This is a genomic window from uncultured Methanobrevibacter sp., from assembly GCF_947169325.1.
Taxonomy (GTDB): Archaea; Methanobacteriota; Methanobacteria; order Methanobacteriales; family Methanobacteriaceae; genus Methanocatella.
The window spans coordinates 1-4842 of the sequence record NZ_CAMVPN010000124.1; the positions used below are offsets into that span (position 1 = coordinate 1).

5 protein-coding genes are annotated in these 4842 nt (G+C 37.2%); 3 read left to right on the forward strand and 2 right to left on the reverse strand.

Going from position 1 to position 4842, the window contains the following annotated elements; translation table 11 throughout:
• Positions 1-152: 152 nt before the first annotated feature.
• Together Q0W26_RS11395 and Q0W26_RS11400 are read left to right on the forward strand one after the other, a co-directional pair.
• Positions 153-362 carry a KEOPS complex subunit Pcc1 gene (locus Q0W26_RS11395; RefSeq protein WP_298525508.1) on the forward strand — a complete coding sequence of 70 codons (210 nt, stop codon included), beginning with the start codon at positions 153-155 and terminating at the stop codon, positions 360-362.
• A gap of 72 nt (positions 363-434) precedes the next feature.
• Positions 435-1433 carry an ATPase gene (locus tag Q0W26_RS11400; RefSeq protein WP_298525511.1) on the forward strand — a complete coding sequence of 333 codons (999 nt, stop codon included), beginning with the start codon at positions 435-437 and terminating at the stop codon, positions 1431-1433.
• On the opposite strand, the gene Q0W26_RS11405 is transcribed toward Q0W26_RS11400, so the two are convergent.
• Positions 1419-2507: a nucleotidyltransferase family protein gene (locus tag Q0W26_RS11405; RefSeq protein WP_298525513.1), complete on the reverse strand. Its 1089-nt coding sequence runs from the start codon at positions 2505-2507 to the stop codon at positions 1419-1421. The two genes, Q0W26_RS11400 and Q0W26_RS11405, sit on opposite strands and share 15 nt — an antisense overlap.
• Before the next feature lie 81 nt (positions 2508-2588).
• On the opposite strand from Q0W26_RS11405, the gene Q0W26_RS11410 reads away from it, so the two are divergent.
• Positions 2589-3848: a dihydroorotase family protein gene (locus tag Q0W26_RS11410; RefSeq protein ID WP_298525516.1), complete on the forward strand. Its 1260-nt coding sequence runs from the start codon at positions 2589-2591 to the stop codon at positions 3846-3848.
• A gap of 43 nt (positions 3849-3891) precedes the next feature.
• Here Q0W26_RS11410 and Q0W26_RS11415 read toward each other — a convergent pair.
• A partial coding sequence (locus tag Q0W26_RS11415; RefSeq protein WP_298525518.1) for a 4Fe-4S binding protein occupies positions 3892-4842 on the reverse strand: 951 nt, incomplete at its 5' end.

Here is a 4842-nt window from a genome sequence, read left to right on the forward strand (position 1 = left end):
GGAATGAAAATCGAAAAAAGGATTTTGAAAATCAACAAAGTTTTTGAAAGAGTCTCATGTTTCAACAGATAAAATTAAATTTGAAAAACAAAATATAATATTACAAATAGCATAAAGAATGTGAAAAAATGCAAATAAATGGGTCATTAAGATTGAAATATAAAACAGAAGAGTCCGCATCATTGATATATAATTCATTGGAAATTGACAATGAAAACTATGTCGAAGGCAGCATTGATGATAGGACTATCGATTATAAAATAAATAGCAAAAGCCTGGGAAGTTTCCTTGCAACAGTCGACGATTTGATTGCATCAGAGATAGTTGCCGAAAAAATCCTAGAAAAAACAAATGAACAATGAAAAGTTTTAAATAACTAAAAATAATAAATATATACATTTAATATAAAATTTATTCGTTAGAGTGTGTAATTTATGGCATGTCATTATCATCCAGAAAGAGAAGCCACAGACATCTGTGCAATATGTGGTAAAGAGATTTGTAAAGAATGCGGATTGGAAATTGCAGGTAAAATTTACTGTAAAGACTGTTTGGAAAAGATTGTTGGACTTGGAGTAGCAAGCTCCGCTCAGGAAACCGTTGCTGAACCAGAACCTGAACCTGTCCAAGAAAACATATACCAACCACAGGAAGAATACGAAATACCTTACGCTCAAGAAGAGCCTGCACAGGAATACAAAGTAATCAGTGACGATTCACCATACAACATAAAGGACAATATCGAATACTCTGGAGGATTAGAGTCATCTTACATAAGTGAGGATGAAAGCATCTACCAACAACAACCAGAAGTTGCACAAAACGAATACGAACCTCAAGAAGAAGTAATACAGCAAGCGGCTGCTGAGTCTGACTACATCTATCCTGACCACAGCTACGAACCTGAAACAACCAGCGCAAGAAAAGACCTTGAGGACAAATATGAAAAATATCTAGATGACTTGTACTTCGATGAAAAAGAAGTGCCGTTAGGAGAACAGCTTGCAAAAGATGAAGAGCAATACGGTTCCCTGACCAGAAAAGAATACAAACCTAGACCTGTTGAAGAGGCACCTCAACAAGTGGCTCCTGAAAAACCAGTTGTGAAAAAGGCAATCCCAAGAAATGAGACTCCTGAAGAAATGGAAGCCAGAATCAGGGCAGAAATACTTGAAGAGCAAAAATCCCTCAAAGACAAACATGGCGACGACAAAAACATCCACAACCTGAATTATCAGGAAGAAAAAGAGCCGATGGGAGTCGTTGACATACTGTTAACATTAGTATTGATTATCGTGATTTTAATTGTATTATACTACATCATATACCTGTTCTTCCTAAATGCAACCTACACAACATTTATGGATGCAGTATTTGCACTTAAAAACCCACAAAACGTAATTAATCATTTATTAACTTCAATCCAACAATAATGAAATATTTTCATTATTTACCTTTTTTTTAAATTTTTCAAGACTTTCATCATTTTTATATCCCAATATCCTGATTACTGAAGGATATGAATCAATGTATTGTGAAATTACCTTTTTCGGTATCGGATTTTCCAGAATGCTTAAGATTCTCTGGCGGAAGTGTGTTGAAAATCCCTGAAGAATTGCATTTTCCAAATCGGCAATATCATCAAACGGCCTGTTGTCAATTATATTTTTGGCCAGTTTTTCATTGAAGAGATTCAAACCGGAGAGATCCTCAAATGAGTAGCTGTTTGCGGTGCCCAAAATGGCATCGACGTCACGGATTCCGTATATGATTGAATCGTTTTTGATTTCACGCCTTAAAACTTCAATGGTTTTTGAAGGCATCATGTCAAGGACATTGTCAAAATTATCTTCCAAAATGCTTTCACGAATAAGGGTGCCGCTGACCCCACCAATGCGTTCAACAAAAATGAATTTGCCTTTATAGTCAAAGCCAATTTTGCTCAATGAGTTTGAAAATGAGGTTATTACATAATTGTCCTCTTCCAGTTTGCCTTCAAGCAGAACCTCTTTTGTTGTCTTGTCCACTATCTTATAGGGCTTTGAAGCAATGTGATGACCCATATTGATTCTTTTTAGGATTTCATCCATTCCTTCGACAGGCTTATATCCCCGAGGAATATAATCGGTGTTGAGCGCCTGAAACATCTTGCAAAGACATAGGGAATATTGTCCGGAACCCATGATTCCCATTGGAGGGCCTTCAACGACAATGTCTGCACCAACAGAAATTGCAATTTCCGCCCTAAGTTCCCTTGGCAATATATATGGTATACCTCTACCACTCCTCTCAAACAAGCCAGGTACAATAGCTACAAATAACGACTTAGGAAACATATGTTTTGCAGTTTTCATGCAATGAAAATGACCGTTATGTAAAGGATTATACTCAGTGAAATCGGCTATCAAAATGTCCTCGGAATCACTGCCGGAAATTTTGCATTCCTCATCAAGGTCTCTAAAAAACAATTCCTTATCACGCATGAGAATGTTTGAAACTAAAGACATGAAATTAAATATGACTCTTAAATTAAAAAAACTTATCTTTTAAAAATACAAATATTAGATTAAAGAATAGGGGAATTGACAATGGATTTAGTTATAAAAAATTGCAAATTAGCAGATAAGCCAGGAGAATACCACATAAAAGTCATCGATGGAAAAATAGAGGACATCTCAAGAAATCCAATTAAAGCAGACAAATGCATTGACATAAAAGGCAAGCATATAATGCCAGGCTTTATCGACCCCCACGTTCATTTCAGAGACCCTGGCCTTACACAAAAGGAAGACTTCAGGACAGGAAGCTTAAGTGCTGCAGAAGGAGGATTTACAACCGTCATCGACATGCCGAACACATTGCCGAAGACAAATACCTACAAGGCACTTAAGGATAAAATCAAAATCGCTGAAGAGAAATCCGTTGTAAATTTCGAACTTCAGGCAGGTCACAGCAATCCGGAAGAAATGAGAAAGATGCTTGAACTGAAACCCGTCTCATTCAAGGTGTTCATGGATCTTGAAAGCGATGAAAGCCTGGAAGAGATATTTTCAAATTTAGGAAAATTAAAAGAGACCTGCGATTACAACGGTCTTGTTGCACTTCACTGTGAAAAGCAGTCAATCGTAAGGGATGAAACCGAAAGATTGAAGCAGAAAAATGAAAATGAAGCGATCGACTACAGTTATGCAAGACCTGCAAAATCAGAAGACGAATCCGTTAAACAGGCAATCAAGCTTGCGGGAGAAAACGGTTTGCATGCCCATATATGCCATTTAAGTTCAAAAAAATCATTGGAACTTGCAAAAAGTGCAAGCAAAACACAACCAGTAAGCTGGGAATTTACACCACACCACCTATTGCTTGACAATTCAGCATACAATACATATGGCACATTCATAAAAACCAATCCTCCGCTTCGTGAAAAGCAGGACAGTGTCAGAATATCCGATTTGGACTCAACTTCAATAATCGGAACCGACCATGCACCGCACACATTAGAAGACAAAAGCCAAGGAGTGTGGAAATCATCTCCGGGAATTCCGAATCTGGAAACAGTGGTTCCGCTGCTTTTAACAGAAGTCAATAATGGAAATCTTGATTTAAGAATAATTCAAAAAATCTTATCCGAAAATGCCGCTAAAGTGTATGGGCTTGAAAATAAGGGAGAAATAGCCATCGGAAAAGATGCTGACTTTACAGTCATTGACTTAAAACGGGAAGGAACATTTGACATTACTGATTTTAAAACAAAAGCAGAATACTCACCATTTGACGGTTGGAATTATAAAGGAATGCCAGTAATGACAATAGTCAACGGAAAAATAGTAATGAATAAAATGAACTGATTTTTTAAAAAAAAAAGAAAAAAATTAAGGTGTGTTTACACACCTATTTATAACATAATGCGTCTTCAGGACATGCTTCAAGACATTGACCACATAAGGTACAGAATCCTGCAATTGGTAATTTAGGATTTTCTGTTTTGTGAATCATGTCGTAAGGACATGCTTCGATACAGTCACCACATTGATCACATTTAGATGGGTTGAATGCAATTCTGTCTCTAGCGACAGGTTCGCCGTCAATGGTTACTTCGTATTGTTCTACTTTCAATGCATCGTTAGAACATACAGAAGCACATGCTCCACATCTAATACAGCTTGTGAAAGATGGTTCAGCATCAGTTTCTACTAAAGCAGGGCAGGACATACCAGTTTTGGTAACTACACGAATAGCTTCAGTAGGACATTTGTTAGCACATGCACCGATGAAGTCACATTTTTCTACATCTCTTCCAATACCTTCTGCATCTACAGGTGCACCTTCACCCCATTCTACTTCAATTTCTAAAGCGTCAACAGGACAAAGTTTTACACATAATCCACATGCAGCACAGACACTAGGAATAGCAACAGTTAAACTAGCACTGTTTGCAGAAATAAAGTCTCCAGGACATGCTTCTACACAAGTGTTACAACCAATACATTTAGCTGAATCGAAAGTAAATGATTTGATTTCTTTGGAACGTTTAACTGGTATTTTTTCAGCAATGAATATTGCGTTCCAAGGACAGGTTTGTGAACATAATCCACATCTGATACAGTCATCATTTACGGTAACTGGGCTTCCTACTTCTTCAAGAGTGATAGCGTTTACAGGACATGGTTCAACACAGGTTCCACATCCAACACAATCGTTGATGTAAACAGGACCTTTACCTTTGAGGTCAAGATCATATTCAGCAGGCTCTTTAACACCAGGAATTCCAATTACATCTACTGGGCAAATGTCAACACATTTTTGACACATTACACAGAATCCTTCAACTTCTTTTAATTT

What these genes read in the sequence shown, in the direction of transcription:
- Q0W26_RS11405 (WP_298525513.1), bottom strand. Translation starts at nt 2,507, where the DNA reads ATGTCTTTAGTTTCAAACATTCTCATGCGTGATAAGGAATTGTTTTTT.
- Q0W26_RS11410 (WP_298525516.1), top strand. Translation starts at nt 2,589, where the DNA reads ATGGATTTAGTTATAAAAAATTGCAAATTAGCAGATAAGCCAGGAGAA.
- Q0W26_RS11400 (WP_298525511.1), top strand. Translation starts at nt 435, where the DNA reads ATGGCATGTCATTATCATCCAGAAAGAGAAGCCACAGACATCTGTGCA.